This is a genomic window from Rhabdaerophilum sp. (assembly GCF_046092605.1).
Classification (GTDB): Bacteria; Pseudomonadota; Alphaproteobacteria; order Rhizobiales; family Beijerinckiaceae; genus Rhabdaerophilum.
In genome coordinates this window covers 13,842-30,798 of record NZ_JBJTDY010000061.1, presented here as the reverse complement: position 1 = coordinate 30,798, position 16,957 = coordinate 13,842, and the positions used below count along the sequence as shown (strand labels likewise).

Sequence of the window (16,957 nt, the reverse complement as noted above, 5' to 3'; positions counted from 1 at the left end):
GGGACGGAGGCGTCACGGCGGGCTGTGTTGAAGCAACGACTGGCGCGAAGAGGTCCGGATGCGGCGGCGCCGCGATTGGCAAAGTCCTTGCCGGTCGCCCGCGCCCGGGTGATGATTGACGATATCGGCTTTGTCGTCAGCGCGGCTGGTTCAGCCCGGCAGGAAGCCCGCCGCCATCAGGAAGCGCCGCAAAACCCCGCGCATTGGCTCGAAGCGGAAGGTCACCGTGTTGACACCGGCCGGCAGGATGACCGCGCGGAAAATGCCGTTGGCACGCAGGACCGGGGTGGATTTTCCGTCGATTTCCGCAAACCACCAGGGGTGCCAGATGTCGTTCAGCAGCAGCACCCCGCCACGCTGGGCATCGGTTTCCACCGTGATCTCGGTGTTGGTGTAGCGCGTGATCCTTGCCGTTCCGCCGAAGCGCGTGCGCGGCAGCGGCAGCGAGGTGCGCTCGATATAGGCGACGCGGCGGAAATCGGTGCCCGGCCATTCGCCGAATTGCAGCAGGCGGGTTTGGTCGACGATCTGCGCCTCGTTCACCACCATCACGCGGGGCAGCGCATCCGGGTTCTCGTAGATATAGGCGTCCTTCGTGCGCGCCACGAGCGGCAAGGGATTGGTGCGAACACGCGGGTCGACCTTGGCGATGGGCGCGCCGATCGCGATGAAGCGCAGACCCATCAGATTCGCGAAGGGCGAGCGGTAGGAGGGGAAGAGTGGCGCGAAATTGTGCTGGTCGATGCCCGCCACCTGATCGCCGGCGCCGGTGGCGGTCACGTAATGCTTGAGGCGCAGCGGGTTGTAGCCCAGAGTGTTCTCGAAGCCATGCACGAGGCCGAGATTGGGCCAATGAAAGCCGAGCCCGGCAATCTCCACCCGATCACGGCGCGTGCCATCCTCGACAATGCGCTTCCTGAGTTCGAGGATGGTGTCGTTCTGTGTATCGAGCCGCATCGCCTCATATTCGGCCATCGGCAGGCCGGTGGAATCATTGGGGCGCATGTTCCAGCCGAAATCGGCCGCGAGCAAAGCTGCGAAAGCCGCCGCCGCGAGCACCGGGCGCCGCAAGGCGATGGGTCGCACCAGCAGCACGACCACGAGCGTCGCCGCAACAAAGCCGAAGGCGATGAGGATATCGAGCATGGATTGCTGCAACTTGCCGAGCCAGATCGCCAAGCCGATGGCCGCCGCGAAGCCCGCAACCACGAGGCCACCGAGCGCCACCATCGCGCCGCGCCCGATCTCCTCGCCGCGGCGGATCAGATGATCGAGGCCGAACCCGGCGAGGAAGGCCCCGAGCGCGCTGACCAGGAAGAGTGAATCCGCCGGTCGACGGAAGAGCGAGACACCCGGAAGCGCGTGGTAGAGCACGCCGAAGAGCGGCGTGTATTTCCCCAGCGCATAGAGGATCATCAGGACGAACATGATCCCCAGCGCCATGAAGCGGTGGCCATAGGCGCGGCGCGAGGTGAGCCACAGGACGATGGCCGCGAAAGGCAGCACGCCCATGTAGAAATTCGCCATGTTCCGCGCCACAACGAGATTCACGATATAGGGCCAATGGACGCTCGGCGCGCCCCAATACCGGTCATTCGGCCCGATCGTGCCAAAGAGGTTCGCGACAAGCAGGGTCAGCAGGCTCGATGGGTGCAGCGAGCCCATTTCCGCATCGGCAATGGTGAAATGCGGTCGATTGGAATCCGCCGCGAAGTTCAGCACCATGATGGTCGGCAGCGCGATGATCGCCAAGCCCACGACCAGGCCGACCAGCAACGGCCTGAAGGTGGCCCGGAAGCGCTCGACGAAGGCGCCGCCGGTCATCCAGTAGGCGACCACATAGCCGCCCAGCGCAACAAGCGTGAGGAATGCCACCTGATCGGGGTCAAGCGCAGTCAATGCCGCGAAGAGGCCGGCAAGCGCGCCATAGCGCGCAGAGCCAAGGCGCAGGCCGCGCTCGAGCATCCACAAGGCCCAGGGAAAATAGATGAGCGAAAAAATCTGCCCGGTATGCTGGATGCGCCAGGAGGCGGCACCGCCATAGGCAAAGGCGATGGCCGCCACAAGGGCCGCGGCGGGGTGCCAGCGCCGGTCTCGCCCGAATCCCAGCACGCCGAAGGCACCGAAGAGCAGGCCAAGGAACGTCACGCCATCCACCATCCGCATGGTTGGATCGGGGGTCAGCGAGGCCAGCAGCAGATGGGGCGGGGAGAAGATCAGCGATTGGGGATCGGCAATCTGCGGGTGCCCGCCAAACACGAACGGGGCCCAGAAGGGGCTCTCGCCGCGATGGATGGATTGGGCCAGAAACACCATTTGCGCATGGAAATGCGCCTTCGCATCCCATGGGATGGTCACCTGCCCGGACAGCCAGGGCCAGGCAAGACCCGCCCAGACCAGCACCAGCAGGCCGGAAGCCGACAGCCAGACCCGCGCATCATCCCCCGGAGGAACAACCGGGGGGTAGGTGATGCGGGGCAGAGGGATCCTGGTGAGGTCCCTCCCCGGTTCAGGTGATTTCTGGAGCATGCAACCCTCTCACGCCCTCGGAACCGCCGGCCTCTCCCTGACCGGTCAGTCCGTCAGCGGCGCATGGGCGACCATCGCATCAAAATCGATGAAATGGCCGGCGCGGTCACGCTTGGAGGCGAGGTAGCGCACGTTCTCGGCCGTCGGGCGGCCATAGGCGCGGTTATCGGCCACGACCTCGAGACCCGACGCCTTCAGCGCGCCGATCTTCTCGGGGTTGTTGGTCATCACGCGGACGCTCGTCACGCCGAGCCTGCGCAGCATCTCGGCCGCGAAATCGAAGCGACGCTGGTCGAGGCCGAAGCCCAGAACCTCGTCGGCATCATAGGTGTCCCAGCCCTGCGACTGGAGCTTGTAGGCGCGCATCTTGTTGGCGATGCCGTTTCCGCGTCCCTCCTGATCGAGGTAGAGCAGGATGCCGCCATCGGCCTGCGCCATCTTCTGCACGGTGCCGCGCAGCTGGTCGCCGCAATCGCATTTGAGAGAGCCGAAAAGGTCGCCGGTGAGGCAGGCGGAATGCATGCGGATGGCCACTGGTTTCGCAAAATCCGGCTTACCCACGATGATCGCCACCTGATCGCGAAGGCCCTCGCCGCCGCGGAACACCACGAACTCGGTCTCGGCCGCGAATTCCAGCGGAACGGGCGCGCGGCCCACGATCTGGATGGCCTTCACCTGCGCGGAACGATAATCACGGACATCCTTCAGCGACACGCGAACAAGATCGTCGGTCAGCCCCGAAGCCGGCAGCGGAACGGCATAGACCGCCGGTGTGAGCAGCGCGAGGCGCGCCAGCTCGATCGCGCCTTCATCCAGCGTGCCGGCCGGCGAAACCGGAGCGTCAATGCGCGCGTCGATCTTCAGGGCGAGAGTTTCCACACGCGCCGCATCCGGCACGGGAAAGGCGACGATACCCGCCTGCTGCCGATCCAGACCCAGACGACGCAGGCGCGCCGCAGGGATGATGAGCCGGGCGCGGCCCGGAGCGAGTGTGTCGAGGCCTTCCGCGATCCGCTGGGTCAGAGCGTCCACCAGAAGCACGACGAGGGCTTCCCCTCCTTCCAGAACCGCCACGGGGCGGCCGGCGCGGAATTCGGCGATGGCGCGATCTACCGCGCGCTCATCCGCCGTATCGAAAAGCCCAAGAACTTCGGCAACTTTGCTCATTTCACTTCCAATCAGTCCATGTTTGCGGTCTTTTCGACGGAGGAATTCCATCGGATGGACACCGTGTTCACACTCGGTGGCGGCACTTATCACCAGGGAAGATGAACGCAGGCTGTCTGAGCGTTCACCCGGTTTAAAATTCCTTGCCTTTGGCAGCCGGGTCCCCTCAGAACGAAAAGCACTGTCCATCCGTGGGCCGCTTCCGGGCGGTGAAAGCAGAATGATTCCTCCTAAGTGCCAGAACGCCGATCCGTTCCGTTTTTTTCGTGCGAAACTTCCGGATCGCCCGTTCATCGTGGCGCAGCTCGGCCAATCGCTCGACGGGCGCATCGCAACCGTCACGGGCGACAGCAAGTATATCGGCAGCCGCCCCTCGCTTGCCCACCTCCATGCCATCCGCGCCCATGTGGATGCGGTTGTGGTGGGCATCGGCACGGTTCTGGCCGATGATCCGAAACTCAATGTGCGGCTCGGCGAAGGTCCGAATCCCGCGCGCGTCGTCATTGATGCGAAGGGCCGTCTTCCGGCCGCCGCGCAATGCCTCGATGGTTCCGATGGTGCGCGGCGGGTCGTGCTGCGCGGCCCGGATGCGAGAGGCGAGGCCCTGCCGGCGGGCGTGGAGGTTCATCGCCTGCCCATAAGCGCTGCGGGGCGGTTCGATCTCGTGGAACTCGCGCAGGCGTTGCGGCGTCTCGGTTTTGCGCGCGTGCTGCTGGAAGGCGGCGCGGCGATAATCTCGCAGGCAATCGACGCCCGCATCGTGGACCGGCTTCACCTCATGGTCTCGCCCGTGCTGATCGGCTCCGGCCAGCCGGGTCTCGAGCTCGAACCGGTGCAGCGCCTCGCCGATGCCCGGCGGCCCGCCGTGGAGGTGACTTTGCTTGGCGAGGGCGAGGTGTTATTCGATTGCGACTTAAGTTGAATGGAAGGGGATCGATCATGGCAACAGGAACCGAACCGCAATCCTATTCCGGTCCGCAGAAGCTCCTGCACTGGCTTATCACATTGATGGTGATGATGTTGGCTCCTATCGGTTTCTACATGGTCGAGCGCGGGGAGAAGACCAACTTCGACGCCCTCACCAACACGCTCTACACCAACCACAAGACCTTCGGCTTCCTCTTCCTGATGCTCGTGGCCTTGCGCATCGTCATCCGCTCCCGGCGGGGTGTTCCGGCTCCGGTCCCCACCCTCACGCGCTTCGAGCGCCTTGCCTCCGAGGCGGTGCACAAGGGCTTGTATGCGTTGATGGTTCTCGTGCCGCTGCTCGGCTGGGCGGGCGTATCGGCCTTCCCCGCACGCGGCATTCTCTTTGGGCTTTCGCTGCCGCCGATCATGCCGGTGAACGCGGATCTTGCGAAGATTCTCCTTCAACTCCATGGCTACGCGGCCGTCGCCATGCTGGTGCTGATCGCGGCGCATTTCGCCGGTGCCATGATGCATCGCTTCGTCAAGAAGGATGGTGTGATGCGCCGGATGATGCCCGGCGCGTGACGCCAGTGCGGCTGGCCTTGCCGCAAGCGCCGATCATGCCTTTGCGGCGAGGATATCCGTGTGACCGGTCTTCATGCGCGAGCCCTTCTGGTCGCCCATGGAGGTGCGCCAGAACAGCCAGTCATCCGCGCCATTGTCGGCGATCAGCCCGGTTTCCATCACCGCGCGATGCAGGCCCTTCAGAAGCTCGGTCTTGAGCGCAATGTCCGAGGGCTTCAGCACCCAGGGCGTATCGGCCGTTTCCACGCCGTAGCCCGCTTCTTTCAGCAGGCGAGCGAGCGTGGCCGCTGCCATAGGGCCTTCCGCCGGGCCAAACCCCTTGTCGCGCTTCTGGTGGATCTTGAAGGCGTTGATCATGCCCCAATCGAAGGGATGGGCGGGGATGAACTCATCCTCGCCGTTATAGGTCAGCACCGTATAGAAGATCGCGGGCGTGGACCTCAGCGCCTGCACAAAGCGGCGCATCCACGGCTCGGAGATGAGATCGAACAAGGCCGAGGCCGTGACGATGTCGATCTCGCCCGAGATCACCTTCTCGAGTTCCACATTGAGATCGGCGATGCGGAAGGTGATGCCGATATTCTTTCCCTCCTTCACCAGCACGAGTTTGTCGCCGATCGTCCTTGCGTCGTCCGCCCATTCGGTCAGAACCTTCGTCGCGCGCTCCAGCAGGGCCGGATCGTAATCCACGAGCGTCCATTCCTGGTTCGGGCCGAGCGCGGGCGCGGTGGCGCGCAGGTTGGAGCCCGTGCCGCAGCCGAGATCGGTGATGCGGAGGGTGTCGCGTCCCTCGACGCGCTTCGCAAGATTGGCGAGCAGCCCGGCGGAACGGGAGCGATGGTCGGCCGGCTCGCGCAGAGCCAGCCAATCGGCGGAGAAACCCATGGTCAGGGGCCTTTCGAGGCAGGGGAAACGAGGTTCGGGCCATAGCCGGCAAGGGCTTGCAGCGCGCCGGCGATGATGCGGGCCGTATCCTCCCAGGTTGGAAGATTCTGGCCCGCGCGGTAGGCAGCCTCGGCGAGGCGCGCGCGGAATCCGGGGTCGGCGAGGGCGTCATCCAGCGCCTTGCGGAGCGCCGGAACGTCGCCCGGAGGCACTTTCAGCCCCGCGCCATCCGGCACGGTATCGGAGGCCGCGCCGCCCGTGGTGGTGACGATGGGAAGCCCGCGCTGCAAGGCTTCGCCCAGGACCATGCCATAGCCCTCGAACAGCGAGGACATGACAAAGAGATCAGCCGTTTCACAGAGATGATCGAGATCACCATCCGGCACCGCGCCGAGGAGCTGGATCTGCCCGTCGAGGCCCGAGAGGCGGATCTGTTCGCGCAGGGCATTCACGGTTTCAAGGCTGCGCGCCGTGCCGGCGATGCGCAGTTTCCAGTTCCGGCGCTTCAGGCCATGCAGCGCCTCGACCAGCACGCCATAGCCCTTGCGTGGCACGATGGAACCGACCGCCAGCATGTTCACGACATCGGATTTCGAACCCATCGCGCGCGATTTCCGCGCCGTGCCGGGCTCTGCGACCGTGATCTTGTCGCGCGCCACGCCAAAATCGCCGGCCAGGATCTTCGCGGTGAGCGGCGAGGTGACGATCACGTGCTCGGCGAGCGCCAGCGCTTTCGTCTCGGAATCATGCAAAGCCACGGTGCGCTCCGGCGAGATGCCGTTCTCCAAGGCGAGCGGATGGTGGCAGAGCGCCACGATCCGCCGGTTGAAGCGACGGATCAGTTCTTCCGGCATCGCGCCATAGGCAAGCCCATCGATCAGCAGGATGCAATCGGCGGGCAGGCTCGCGATGATCGCAGCGGTATCCTCGAGATCCGCCGCGCTTGGGTTGGGGTAGCTGCCGGGCAGGGCGACGTGCAGAGCCTCCACCCCGGCCTGCGGCAGAAGGCGGATCACCGCGCGATCATAGGCATAGCCGCCCGTGGGCAGCGAGAGATCGCCGGGAATGACAAAGGCGATCCTGATCATGGAATTACGCAACCGCACCCTCGAACCAGGCGCGGGCGAGGTCCGTCTCGTGCAGGGTCACGCGGATCTTCGAGAGGCCCTTGCCATCTTCACCCAGCGCGCCGGATTTCGCCGCCTTCACCATGCCCTCGAAGATGTGACGGGCAAGGAATTCCGTGGTGGTGAGAATGCCCCTGAACTGCGGCAGCTCGTCGAGGTTCTGGTATTTCAGCGGCTTCAGCATGGCCGCGAGCGTATCGAGTGCTGCGCCGATATCGACCACCACGTTCTGCTTCGTCATCGTCTCGCGGAAGAAGGCGACATCCACCACGAAGGTCGCGCCGTGCATGTTCTGCGCCGGGCCAAAGAACGGATCGGGCAGCGAATGGCCGATCATGATACGATCACGGACTTCAACGGCGAACATGGGGCGGTTCCTTCCAAACGTAGCCCGACGGGCGACAGATCCCGACTGGCTTTTGCGAGAAGCCTCGCGCCGCATGGCGCGAAACGAAAACAACAAGCTGGTTCAATACTGAACCAGGGTCACGAGACCTTGCGCATCCCTTGCGAGCAACCGCGGGATGGCGTCGGGCAAAGCGGGAAAGGGAAGCGTTTCGGTGAGAAGCGCGTCGAGCCTTTCGTCGCGCAATAGGCGCAAGGCTGCCTGAAGGCGCGATGAATAAGACCAGCCGCGCGATGCATGCCCCGGCGAAACCGTGCCGACCTGCGAGGAGACGAGCTTCACCCGGCCCGCATGGAAATGTCCGCCAAGCGGCACCATCAGCGGCTTTTCGCCATACCAGGAAAGTTCGATCACCGTGCCGTTGGGGGCGGTCGAGGCAATGGCGGTCGCGAGGCCCGGCTGGCTCGCGGAGGCGTGGAAGACGACATCCTGATGCCTCGGCGCTTCCGCCGGCAGGGCGAATCGCGCACCGAAGGCTTCGGCCATCGCGGCGCGAGCGGGGTTCACGTCCACCAAGGTCACCTCCGCGCCGGGAAAGCGCGCGGCGAGACAGGTCACGAGCACGCCCACGAGGCCACCGCCCACCACGGTCACGCGGTCCGCGGCACTCATGCCGGAATCCCAGATCGCGTTGAGCGCGGTTTCCATATTGGCGGCGAGCGTCGCGCGCGGAGTGGGGATATCATCGGGAATGAGCTGGAGCAGCGCGGTTTTCGCGTTGAACACTTCCTGATGCGGGTGGAGCACGAAGACCCGCTTGCCAACGAGTTCCTCCGGCCCTTCCTCCACCCGCGCCACGGCGCAATAGCCGTATTTCACGGGGAAGGGGAAATCCCCCGCCTGATGCGGGCAGCGCATCCGCTCGCGCTCGCCTTCGGGCACGAGGCCCGAAGCGATGAGCCGCTCCGTTCCGCGCGAGAGCGCCGAAGCGAGCATCACGAGCCGCGATTCATCCGCCAATGGCGGTTCCACGCGCTCCTCGCGCAGTGCGGCCTGCAGGGGCGCAACATACCAGAGCGCGCGGGCGGTGGTGGACGTGAACATGGCTCGACCGTTCCAGTTTGCTTCTGTTCAGATTGCGCGTGGCAGGTAGCGCCCGCAAAAGCGAGGAAACCCGTTTCGCGCCGGTTTCGCAACGAACCCTTTTCATGCCAGAGAGGGACAAGCAAGGCGGGACTTTTCCGGCACTCGCCTCATTTGATTTTCGCCCGAAAGGCCGACCCGACATGACGACCTCCACCGAGCCCGCCGCCCCCCGCGCCGAGCTTTCGCTGACACCCACCGGCACCCAAAGCTCGGAAGTGCTGATGCTGCGCCGCGTCATCGTGGCGGGCCTCAACATTTTCCTCTATCTCGCGCTGGCCGCATGGGGATGGTCCATTCTCGCGGTCGAGGGCTGGTCGATCGTCGATATCCTGCTGTTCATCTGCTTCCTGTTCGGCACGCCCTGGGCGGTTCTGGGCTTCTGGAACGCCGTCATCGGCCTCATCCTGCTGCATGGTCCGCGCAAGGCCATGCAGGATGTCGCGCCCTTCGCCTCGATTGCCGATCCCGCCATGCCGGTGACGCTGAAGACCGCGATCTTCATGACGCTCCGCAACGAGGACCCCTCGCGCGCCTTCCGCCGCCTGCGGCTGGTGAAGGAAACGGTGGATGCCACGGGCCATGGCGACAAATTCGCCTATTTCCTGCTCTCCGACACCAACAAGGATGATGTCGCGGCGCAGGAGGAAGAGCTTTTCGCCACCTGGAAGGCAGAGGCTGGCGCGACCGCGCCGCTCTTCTATCGTCGACGCACGGAGAATACCGGCTTCAAGGCCGGCAATGTGAAGGATTTCCTGAACCGCTGGGGCTCGGATTACGACCTCATGCTGCCGCTCGATGCGGACAGCCTGATGGATGGCGAGACAATCCTCCGCCATGTCCGCATCATGGAGGCGAACCCGAAGCTCGGCATCCTGCAGAGCCTCGTGGTCGGCATGCCCTCGCAGAGCCTCTTCGCGCGCATCTTTCAGTTCGGCATGCGGCAGGGCATGCGCTCCTACACGATGGGTCAGGCCTGGTGGGTGGGCGATTGCGGCCCGTTCTGGGGGCACAACGCGCTCGCGCGCATCGCGCCGTTCCGCGACCATTGCGAATTGCCGGTGCTGCCGGGCCCGCCGCCCTTTGGTGGGCATATCCTCAGCCATGATCAGGTGGAAGCCACCTTCATGCGTCGCGCGGGCTATGAAGTGCGCGTGATGCCGGAGGAAGGCGGTTCCTGGGAGGAAAACCCGCCGACCATCCTCGAATTCATGAAGCGCAATACCCGCTGGTGCCAGGGAAACCTGCAATATTTCAAGCTGCTCGACACCAAGGGCCTCTACCCGGTCAGCCGCTTCCAGCTGATCTGGGCGATCCTGATGTTCCTCGGCATCCCCGCCTGGACACTGATGTTGCCGCTGGCGGCGCTGAAGCCGTTCGATGGCGAGAGCCTCGCGGCCTTCCCCGTGGGCTCGGCGCTGGCGCTCTACATCTTCTTCACCATCATGAACCTCATGCCGAAGATCGCGGGTTTGCTGGATATTCTCCTCACCCCCGGTGGCACGAAGCGCTATGGCGGCACGGGCAAGTTCCTGTTCGCGGGCCTGAGCGAGATCGTTTTCGCCTGGATCCTCGGTGCGTCCGATACGTTCCGCACCACGGTCTTCATCGTCGGTCTCATCTTCGGAAAGTCGGTGGTCTGGGGCGGGCAGGCGCGTGACGCCCATGGCGTGCCATGGGATGTCGCGATCTCGAATCTCTGGCCGCAGACGCTGTTCGGTTTCGTCGTCGTGGGCCTGATGGCCGCGACCTCCATCCAGTTCGCGCTCTGGTCGCTGCCGCTCACGCTCGGCTTCCTTGTCGCCATCCCCTTCGCGGTGTGGAGCGCCGAACCCGCGCTCGGCGCCGCGAGCGTGCGGAGCGGGCTTTACGCGATCCCCGAGGAAATCGACACCCCGGCGATTGTCGCGAAGCTCCGCGCTCAGGAAGCGGGGCACTGACATGGCGCTCTCGACCCTGGAAATCTCGGCGCTCACGAAGAAATGGCCGCATCTCAAGCGCTCCTTCGAGGTCTATCACGGTGACCAGTCCCGCGATGACGCGATGGATGCGCTCTATGCGCGCTTTCTTTCCACGGGCGCGCTGGCTTTCGACGTCGGCAGCCATGTCGGCGACCGGATCGGCTCCTTCCGCCGCTGCGGCGCGCGCGTGGTGGCGCTGGAACCCCAGCCGGATTGCGCAAGCGCGATCCGTCTCGTCTTTGCGGGTGATGCGGGCGTGACTTTGCTCGAAAGCGCCTGCGGGCCGAAGCCCGGCGAAATCACGCTGCACGTGAACTCGGCGAACCCCACCGTCTCCACCGCCTCGGCGGATTTCCTCAAGGCGGCGGATGGCGCGTCGGGCTGGGAAGGCCAGCTCTGGGATCGCGAGATCCCTGTGCCGGTCACCACGCTTGATGCGTTGATCGCGCGATATGGCATGCCGGATTTCGTGAAGATCGATGTCGAGGGTTTCGAGGCGGATGTGCTCGGCGGGCTGACGCGCGCCATTCCGGCGCTTTCCTTCGAGTTCACGACCATCCAGCGCGATGTGGCCTGTCAGTGCCTGGCGCTGATCGGCAAGCGCGGGCCCTATCGCTTCAACATCGCGCTCGGCGAAAGCCAGAAGATGGATTTCGCGGAGGGCATTTCCGCCGGGGCGATGGAAGCGCATATCCGCGCTCTGCCGCATGAAGCGAATTCGGGAGACGTCTATGCGGTTCTCGATCGCTAGCCTTGCCGCCGTTTTCGCGGCTGTCGCGCCCGTTTTCGCCCAGAACCCTCCCGGAGGCCCCGTGCTCGCTCCCCCGAAAGACGAAATGACCGTCAAGGTCCAGAACCTCTCCGAACCCGAGGTCTGCGCCGAGAAGGACAATATCGACATCCGCTTCTCGAACCCGGATGTGCGGCGCTTCAAGATCCAGGCGATCCAGCCGAGCTATATCGGCATGCTGCGCGAGGATCGCTACCTGCCGGACTGGACCGCCTGCGACATGACCGGCGACCCGGCCTTTGTTTCGGGCAAGCCGAGGCAGGTGACGTTATGGGAAACGCCCTCGATGTGGGTGGTGGGGCATGTCTTCCCGGCCTTCTGGCGGCCGGCCACCGTGCCGGTGAAGATCGGCGACCGGGTGGAGCACGGCCTGCACCTCATCCAGCTCTGGATGCGCGTGAACGAGCGCTCCGAGGAGATGCTCGTGGTCTATCCGCCCGATGGCTACTGGCGCATGCGGCCGTTGCCGCCGAAGCATCTGGGCTGGACCGCCTATGGTTCGAGCTTCATGGTCGGTCCGGTCACGATGGAAGGCCGCCCGGTGGTGGCGCTGAGGGAGATCGCCTTCGATCCCGAGGAGAAGAAATTCACCTTCACCTTCCGCGATGGCGGGGAGGGTGGCTTGCGCATCGTGCATCTGGATGCCGATCGCTTCGTGATCGAGGCGACGCTTGCGGGGGATTTGCCGAGGGATAAGCCCTTCGCCGCCCTCCGTTCGATGTACATTACCGAGACGAACAATGATGCGGCCCGCGTCGCCTGGCGCGAGGCGAAGAACCCGCGCTGGGGGGAGGAGCACATCCTCGATTACAAGGGCGGAGAGGCGACCGAGTTCTGGGCCGGCCGTCACGTGGCCTCGCGCCACAACACCTCGGCACCCGACATGGTGTTCTCCCGCTTCGAGAAGTAGGTCCCGCGGCCCCTCGGCGCAAGGATTGGCCGGACGGATTGGCCGCAGAGATTGGAATTCTCACAGTGGCGGAGATTTTCCCGCCTTTTCACCAATCTAAGATTGTGTTTCTCTATTTGTTTTACCACGCCTTAACACTGGGGCGGGCAAAAACACAACCTATAGTTTAGGCGCTCTCCGGCCGGGATGATCGGCTCCCTGGCGGAGTGTTCGTTCGAGAGGGACTGAAATGGGCATTCTCAACAACATCCGGCTGAAGACGAAACTCTTCGCCGTCGTGATTTTCCTGGTCGCGGTTTCCGCCAGCATATCCGCCACTGTCTACTTTTCGACCAAGGGCGTGATCGAGACGACGGGCCAATTGCAGGCCATGGTCGAACGCCTCCAGAATGCCGGGCGCGGCACCGCCAACCTCCTTGCCTATGCCCGCGCTGTCGAGTTCCTCCCCCTCGAACTGGACGCTGAACAGCGTTCGCAGTTCGAGAAACTCGCGGATGACGAATTGCGGCGGTTCCGCGCCCGCATCGACCAGATCAAGCCTACTGTTCCCGCCGATCGGGTCGATATCGAGCGGGTCCGTGACCAGATCGGGCGGTACGAGCCGGACATCCATCGCAAGGTGGCCAGCCTTTCCCGCGAAAAGAAGTTCGATGAGGCCACCAAGGTGGCGTTCGCCGGGGATTCCGTGATCGCTGATATCCGCAAACATCTGCGCAACATTGAAGATCGAAACCAAGCCCTCTACCGCGAAGGAGCGGAAAAGCTGGCAGCGCAGGAGCACGACCTCCTCAGCACCATCATTGTTATCGCTGTCGCCGGCTGCCTGCTGGGCCTGCTGGCGGCGTTCACGACAATTGTCCTGGGAATCACGCAGCCGTTGCTGCGCCTGATCCAGGCCATGCAATCCCTGGCGGCAGGCCGCACCCACAAGGAGATCGAAGGCACCGCGCGCAAGGACGAGATCGGCCAGATGGCGCAAACGGTTGCCGTCTTCCGCGAGAATGCGCTGGAGCGTGCCCGGCTCGAAAGCGAAATGCGCCGCGAACGGGATATGGAGAAGGCGCGGCAGAGCCGCATCGACGGGCTCATCACGCATTTCCGGGGCAGTATCGGCGATATTCGCCAGCTTCTCGATGGTCAGCTCGATATCCTGAAGAGTTCCTCCTCCACCCTTGGGCACATTGCGAAGGAAGCTTCGCAAGGGGCCAATGTTGCTGGCTCGGCGACCTCCGAATCCTCCGAGAACGTGGCGCATGTCGCGAATGCCGCGAGTGAACTCACCTCGGCGAGTCGCGAGATCTCGACGCAGGTCCACAAGGCCAGCGAAAGCGTGACCGAGGCGATGAATGTGGCGCAGAGGGCAGATGAGGATGTCTCCAGCCTCGCGAATCTGGCGGAGCGAATCGGCGCCATCGTGGATATCATCAACTCGATCGCCGAGCAGACCAACATGCTGGCGCTGAACGCGACCATCGAGGCGGCCCGCGCCGGCGAGGCGGGGCGTTCCTTTGCGGTCGTTGCCTCGGAGGTGAAGACCCTGGCTGGCCAGACCGCTAAGGCCACGGACGAGATTTCCGCGCAGGTGCAGGCGATCCAGCAGGCCACGCAGCATGCCGTGAACTCCATCCGCACCATCTCGAACCAGGTTTCCGAGATTCAGGGCCGCACGACGGCCATCGCCGCCGCGGTGGAGGAGCAGGAGGCCTCCACGCTCGAAATCAGCCGGGCCATCGCGCTGGCTTCCGAAGGCTCCGAACAGGTCGCGGGATCGGTCTCCACCATGGTGAAATCGGTCGAGAAGACCAATGCCGAGGCCGGGCAGTTGCGCTCGATTTCCGATCTCATCGCGGATGTCAGCGGCAATCTCACCCGAACGGTCGATGGCTTCCTGCATGCCGTGGCCGAGGATGTTCAGGAGCGCCGCCGCGCGGTTCGCAAGGCCATCCGGTAGGCCGCCATCGTGACCGCGCGCGGCAAGCGCATGCAGACGACGGCGCTCGATATCTCCGAAACCGGCCTGCGGATCGAGGCTGTGCCAGGCCTTCAGGTGGGCGATGTGGTGGATATCGAATGGGTGACCGGCGAGCGCCTGCGCGGACGCCTCGTCTGGCTGCGCAACGGGCAAAGCGGTGTCGAGCTGGATGCCGCCATGCCGGCGCAGATCCTGCGCGAGGCGGCCTGAGGCTCAGCGCTCGAACATTCTTTCGAGCACGCGGATGGTGGGCCGTTGCGGCAAGGTCGCCCGGCTCAGCACCACGCTGGTGGAACCCGCGCGCTCGATCGCGTGGGTTTCCGTCATTTTCGAAAGGAAGTTCTGCAGCACGCGTTCGGAGAAATAGTGCATCGGCACCACCATCTTGGGCCGGAGCTGTCCGATCACCTCGGCGATGCCGGAAAGATCAATCGTCCAGGAGCCGTCGACCGCCGCAAGCACCACATCCACCTGGCCGATGGCCGCGAGATGCTCCGGCGTCAGCGTGTGGTGAAGATGTCCGAGATGGGCGATGCAGAGCCCGGCGGCCTCGAAGATGAAGATCGAATTGCCGTAGAATTCCGTCCGTGCCTCGCCCCAGCCGCCGCGAATGTTGGTGGGCACGTTGCGCACGCGCAGGTCGCGTTCCTGCAGGTCATGCTTCGGCATCTCGCCGGCTCGGCCCCAGCCGCGCAGCACGTGGCGGATCGCCGGATCGGGCGCATGGGTGAAATGCGTTGAGTGCGCGTGGTTCATCGTCGCCACGTCGGGCGGCGCCTCGGGGCGGACGTAATCGTTGTAATCGGTCGCGGCGGTCACGCCGCCCGGCGTCTCGATCGTGAAGGTCGCGTGGCCCACATAAGTGAGACGCACCTCGCCGGATTGCAGCGCGGCGGGAAGGATCGGCGTGCCATCCGGCGCGCGCGGCGCGTGGCGTGCGATGGGCCCGAGGCAGGCCTCGTCGGCCTTGGCGGGAATGACCCCGAGAAGGGCCGCGACGAGCCCGAGACAGAAGGCGATCCGCATGCTCGAACCTCCGCGCTTTCCTTTTCAACATGGCGCGGGAAAGCGGGGAGGGAAGAGGGCGCGAGGTCGCGCGTCAGAGACGGCCGATCAGCCTCCGGTCTCAGGCGGGAAGGCCCGCCTTGATGATCGCCTCGAGGCTCATGGCGCTGTTGATGGCCCGGGATTCAGCGATCAGGCGATCCACACCCGCCGAGCCGATCACCGGTTCGCAGAGGTCGCGCACCTTCGCATCGAGTTCGGCATCCGAGAGCGGCCGGCCCAGCGAACCGATGGCGTGCTCGATGAAGAGATCGAAGACGCGGCCATCGCGGGTGGTGAGTTTCGCGGCCACCTGATGCTCGTGAATCGAGCGGTCCGCCGAGGCACGCACCTTCTGGCGCAGGCCGATAATGACCGGGTCGGCCACGCATTCATCGGAATATTCATGCTCGCCGCAGCGGCCATGCACGATCGCCGCCGCGCAGGAATGATAAACCGAGAACTTTCCCTCAAGGCCCGTGCGCGGGGCGGTCTTGCCCGTCAGTTCGAGCACCAGCGGGTGAACCTTGAGGTCGATGGAGGCGATATCCGCCGCCCTCAGGCCATGCGCGTTGCGCAACTGCACGCAGGCGTCGATCGCCGGATGGATGACAATGCCGCAGGCGAAGGGCTTGTAGGTGTTGATCGAGATTTCCCAGGTCCTGCCGAGATTGTCGGTGATCTCGGCCGGATCGAACTTCGTCGAGGCGACATGGGCGAAGCCGCGCGGAGCCTCAATGCCCCGCTCGGAACTCGTGAAACTCTCCTTTGCGAGATAAGCCGCGAAAGTGCCGTTCTGCGCGGCCTTTCCGGGGTGAAGCGGCTTGCACATCGTGCCGAACATCTCACGCAGGCCCGAGGACTGCGTGGCGGCGATGCCCAGTGCACATTGCATCTGCAGGGTATCGAGGCCGAGAATTTTGCCCGCTGCCGCCGCGGCGCCGAACACGCCGGCCGTGCCGGTGATATGCCAGCCGCGATCATAATGATCGGGATAGACCGAGTTGCCGATGCGGCACTCAACCTCCACGCCGAGGATGAAGGCGTGCAGGAATTCGCGGCCCGTCATCGGGCGTGTCTCGGCCATGGCGAGCAGGCCCGAGGCGATGGGTCCGGCCGGATGGATGATGGTGCGCAGATGCGTGTCGTCGAAATCGAAGACATGAGACGAAATGCCGTTCAGCAGCGTCGCGTTCAGCAGGTCTGTGCGGAACTTGCGGCCGAGAACGCTGGCCTGCTCGGCGCCGGCGAATGGCTTCGCCGCCGCCCAGGCACGATCAATCGCGGGGTGAATGGAGCCGCCCACCGCGCAGCCGATCCAGTTTAGAAAGGAACGCGTCGCCTCGGCATAGACTGCCGCCGGAATGTCGTCGGCCCCGGACCGGACGACGAAATCCGCGAGGATCTGCGTGACGGCGGTGCTGGCGGCGACAGGCGTGTTCATGGTGTCTCCGGAAAGTTCGTTCGTTTCAGCCGCATATCGCGCCTGCCCTTTTTTTGTCAACAATCAGCACTCAAAGATGGCGATAAAGGCCTAGGAACGCCTGTTTTTTGACGAAGTACTGTGAGTTCAAGACTCAGAAGTGTTG

At 64.5% G+C, this 16,957-nt stretch carries 15 protein-coding genes; 7 read left to right on the top strand and 8 right to left on the bottom strand.

Annotated elements, in window-relative coordinates; translation table 11 throughout:
• Positions 1-150: 150 nt before the first annotated feature.
• Positions 151-2,529, bottom strand: a complete 2,379-nt coding sequence (locus ACKODO_RS05310) for a hypothetical protein (protein WP_408982409.1) — start codon at positions 2,527-2,529, stop codon at positions 151-153.
• A gap of 45 nt (positions 2,530-2,574) precedes the next feature.
• Positions 2,575-3,696, bottom strand: a complete 1,122-nt coding sequence (gene ribA / locus ACKODO_RS05305) for a GTP cyclohydrolase II RibA (protein ID WP_408982408.1) — start codon at positions 3,694-3,696, stop codon at positions 2,575-2,577.
• Between the two features lie 220 nt (positions 3,697-3,916).
• Here ribA and ACKODO_RS05300 point away from each other — a divergent pair, with 220 nt between their 5' ends.
• Both ACKODO_RS05300 and ACKODO_RS05295 read left to right on the top strand, forming a co-directional pair.
• Entirely contained in the window at positions 3,917-4,618 is a 702-nt protein-coding gene (locus tag ACKODO_RS05300; RefSeq protein ID WP_408982407.1) for a RibD family protein, read from the top strand.
• A gap of 17 nt (positions 4,619-4,635) precedes the next feature.
• Positions 4,636-5,190: a cytochrome b gene (locus ACKODO_RS05295; protein ID WP_408982406.1), complete on the top strand. Its 555-nt coding sequence runs from the start codon at positions 4,636-4,638 to the stop codon at positions 5,188-5,190.
• 33 nt (positions 5,191-5,223) lie between these two features.
• Here ACKODO_RS05295 and ACKODO_RS05290 read toward each other — a convergent pair whose 3' ends face one another.
• From ACKODO_RS05290 to ACKODO_RS05275, 4 genes are all read right to left on the bottom strand, one after another.
• Positions 5,224-6,075 (bottom strand): class I SAM-dependent methyltransferase, encoded by an 852-nt coding sequence (locus ACKODO_RS05290; RefSeq protein WP_408982405.1) that lies wholly within the window; start codon positions 6,073-6,075, stop codon positions 5,224-5,226.
• 2 nt (positions 6,076-6,077) lie between these two features.
• A complete protein-coding gene (locus ACKODO_RS05285; protein ID WP_408982404.1) occupies positions 6,078-7,163 on the bottom strand; it encodes a glycosyltransferase family 4 protein in 1,086 nt (361 codons plus the stop codon).
• A gap of 4 nt (positions 7,164-7,167) precedes the next feature.
• Positions 7,168-7,569, bottom strand: a complete 402-nt coding sequence (locus ACKODO_RS05280) for a 6-pyruvoyl trahydropterin synthase family protein (protein ID WP_408982403.1) — start codon at positions 7,567-7,569, stop codon at positions 7,168-7,170.
• 102 nt (positions 7,570-7,671) lie between these two features.
• Positions 7,672-8,652, bottom strand: coding sequence for a zinc-dependent alcohol dehydrogenase (locus ACKODO_RS05275; protein ID WP_408982402.1), 981 nt, complete (start codon positions 8,650-8,652; stop codon positions 7,672-7,674).
• A 182-nt stretch (positions 8,653-8,834) separates the two neighbouring features.
• Here ACKODO_RS05275 and mdoH point away from each other — a divergent pair, with 182 nt between their 5' ends.
• From mdoH to ACKODO_RS05250, 5 genes are all read left to right on the top strand, one after another.
• The gene (gene mdoH / locus ACKODO_RS05270; protein WP_408982401.1) at positions 8,835-10,631 is read left to right on the top strand and encodes a glucans biosynthesis glucosyltransferase MdoH; all 1,797 of its coding nucleotides are present in this window, start codon (positions 8,835-8,837) and stop codon (positions 10,629-10,631) included.
• Between the two features lies 1 nt (position 10,632).
• On the top strand, positions 10,633-11,403 hold the full coding sequence (locus ACKODO_RS05265; protein WP_408982400.1) for an FkbM family methyltransferase: 771 nt from the start codon (positions 10,633-10,635) through the stop codon (positions 11,401-11,403).
• A gap of 85 nt (positions 11,404-11,488) precedes the next feature.
• The gene (locus ACKODO_RS05260) at positions 11,489-12,352 is read left to right on the top strand and encodes a hypothetical protein (protein ID WP_408982399.1); all 864 of its coding nucleotides are present in this window, start codon (positions 11,489-11,491) and stop codon (positions 12,350-12,352) included.
• 229 nt (positions 12,353-12,581) lie between these two features.
• Positions 12,582-14,303, top strand: a complete 1,722-nt coding sequence (locus tag ACKODO_RS05255; RefSeq protein ID WP_408982398.1) for a methyl-accepting chemotaxis protein — start codon at positions 12,582-12,584, stop codon at positions 14,301-14,303.
• A 9-nt stretch (positions 14,304-14,312) separates the two neighbouring features.
• Entirely contained in the window at positions 14,313-14,534 is a 222-nt protein-coding gene (locus tag ACKODO_RS05250) for a PilZ domain-containing protein (RefSeq protein WP_408982397.1), read from the top strand.
• 3 nt (positions 14,535-14,537) lie between these two features.
• Here the strand turns inward: ACKODO_RS05250 and ACKODO_RS05245 are convergent, their stop codons facing one another.
• Both ACKODO_RS05245 and ACKODO_RS05240 read right to left on the bottom strand, forming a co-directional pair.
• Positions 14,538-15,350 carry an MBL fold metallo-hydrolase gene (locus tag ACKODO_RS05245; RefSeq protein WP_408982396.1) on the bottom strand — a complete coding sequence of 271 codons (813 nt, stop codon included), beginning with the start codon at positions 15,348-15,350 and terminating at the stop codon, positions 14,538-14,540.
• 100 nt (positions 15,351-15,450) lie between these two features.
• On the bottom strand, positions 15,451-16,812 hold the full coding sequence (locus ACKODO_RS05240; protein WP_408982395.1) for an MmgE/PrpD family protein: 1,362 nt from the start codon (positions 16,810-16,812) through the stop codon (positions 15,451-15,453).
• Positions 16,813-16,957: the final 145 nt, after the last annotated feature.

Bases quoted from the DNA above. Each gene is read 5' to 3' on its own strand.
- ribA (WP_408982408.1), bottom strand. From the start codon at position 3,696: ATGAGCAAAGTTGCCGAAGTTCTTGGGCTTTTCGATACGGCGGATGAG.
- ACKODO_RS05295 (WP_408982406.1), top strand. From the start codon at position 4,636: ATGGCAACAGGAACCGAACCGCAATCCTATTCCGGTCCGCAGAAGCTC.
- ACKODO_RS05310 (WP_408982409.1), bottom strand. From the start codon at position 2,529: ATGCTCCAGAAATCACCTGAACCGGGGAGGGACCTCACCAGGATCCCT.
- ACKODO_RS05280 (WP_408982403.1), bottom strand. From the start codon at position 7,569: ATGTTCGCCGTTGAAGTCCGTGATCGTATCATGATCGGCCATTCGCTG.
- mdoH (WP_408982401.1), top strand. From the start codon at position 8,835: ATGACGACCTCCACCGAGCCCGCCGCCCCCCGCGCCGAGCTTTCGCTG.
- ACKODO_RS05240 (WP_408982395.1), bottom strand. From the start codon at position 16,812: ATGAACACGCCTGTCGCCGCCAGCACCGCCGTCACGCAGATCCTCGCG.
- ACKODO_RS05265 (WP_408982400.1), top strand. From the start codon at position 10,633: ATGGCGCTCTCGACCCTGGAAATCTCGGCGCTCACGAAGAAATGGCCG.
- ACKODO_RS05300 (WP_408982407.1), top strand. From the start codon at position 3,917: ATGATTCCTCCTAAGTGCCAGAACGCCGATCCGTTCCGTTTTTTTCGT.
- ACKODO_RS05260 (WP_408982399.1), top strand. From the start codon at position 11,489: ATGACCGTCAAGGTCCAGAACCTCTCCGAACCCGAGGTCTGCGCCGAG.
- ACKODO_RS05275 (WP_408982402.1), bottom strand. From the start codon at position 8,652: ATGTTCACGTCCACCACCGCCCGCGCGCTCTGGTATGTTGCGCCCCTG.
- ACKODO_RS05255 (WP_408982398.1), top strand. From the start codon at position 12,582: ATGGGCATTCTCAACAACATCCGGCTGAAGACGAAACTCTTCGCCGTC.
- ACKODO_RS05245 (WP_408982396.1), bottom strand. From the start codon at position 15,350: ATGCGGATCGCCTTCTGTCTCGGGCTCGTCGCGGCCCTTCTCGGGGTC.
- ACKODO_RS05285 (WP_408982404.1), bottom strand. From the start codon at position 7,163: ATGATCAGGATCGCCTTTGTCATTCCCGGCGATCTCTCGCTGCCCACG.
- ACKODO_RS05290 (WP_408982405.1), bottom strand. From the start codon at position 6,075: ATGGGTTTCTCCGCCGATTGGCTGGCTCTGCGCGAGCCGGCCGACCAT.